Below are 1,284 nucleotides of genomic sequence, written 5' to 3' on the forward strand. Positions count from 1 at the left end.
TTTTTGCTAAATATTTATACTCATTCTCTAAATCGATAACATAAACATTTCTATTTTGTGCTAACTCATCAACTATCGATTTTGATTTTGATGATGATTTTCCTGTTCCACTAGTCCCAACAGTCATCCAGTTATAATTAGTTCTCTTTGCGTCTTTTTTATAAAATCTATCGACTATAATCGGCTCACCCGTAGATATAGTTGTACCTAAAATACTAATATTGCCGTCATTATGAAACTCATTTTCGAAGCTTCAACCATATGCAGCATTAAATGATGATATCTGTACTGCTTCTTTTAAATTATTTGTGGTTATCAAACAACTTTGAGCATAAGCTTCAAACTGTCTAAATGGTAATGAAGTTAAATAAATTCTAGCTTTAACAGCTGCGTGATAATTTTTACTCTCAATCATCTTTAATTCTTTTAATGAACTTGCTTTATTAATAATCATAAAATGTGAATCAAATAAATTATTACCATCAATTAATAGTTGGTCTTGTAAATATTCCATAGCTTCTAATTGTAAATTATTAGACTTTCTTTGAAATTTTGAATTAATAACAGCTGAGTTATCAATATTCTTTTTAGCCACACTATCTAATAAATGTGCTTGTGCTTCTGTTGAAATTGCACCTAAATTTCACACAATAACAGAATCATTATTCAATAACTCGCTATTTCATCCATCCTGTAATCTCAATGGCAATTCATTAACTGTCTGAATTGAATAATATAACCCGTCTTTAATAAAGTAATTAGCTTTAAAAACGACATTGTCGGCTCTTAATAACTCATCTAAACTAATCAATTTTGTTTTTGAAGAAGAGTTATCATTTTTATGTTTTTTCGATTTTGATAATAATCATTTTTTAAATCTCAAAATTCAATCATTACTTAAAATTTCTTCTTCATCACGATAATTTCGTCTTAACCCATTAGTTTTTAATTGTTGCTGATCTATATATTTTTTAAGTAATTCCTCATCTAATTCTTTATCGTTTAATCTAGCCAAAAATCTCACTAAATCAGCAGACTTTAATAAACGAGGTTCTAATTCCATCGAGTTCATATACTGATAAACCATATCAATATTTTTTTGTAGTTCTGATATTCTACGCTCATACAATACAACATAATATGTATCAAGCATTATCTCTTTATCTAATGTTTCAAAGTCTAAAAACTTTTCTTCATATAAATTTGTGTAATTTTCAATCACTTCAGCACTTGCATTATTTAGCTTTAAATATTGCATTTTTTGGTCTAAATTAGTCTTTAAAG

At 27.1% G+C, this 1,284-nt stretch carries 1 pseudogene; it reads right to left on the reverse strand.

From position 1 onward, the window contains the following. Window positions 1-1,284 (reverse strand): annotated as a pseudogene (locus N1F73_RS03980) (conjugal transfer protein TraE); the annotation flags it as partial.

The sequence above is a fragment of the Mycoplasma sp. HS2188 genome, from assembly GCF_025209835.1.
Lineage (GTDB): Bacteria > Bacillota_I > Bacilli_A > Mycoplasmatales > Metamycoplasmataceae > Mycoplasmopsis.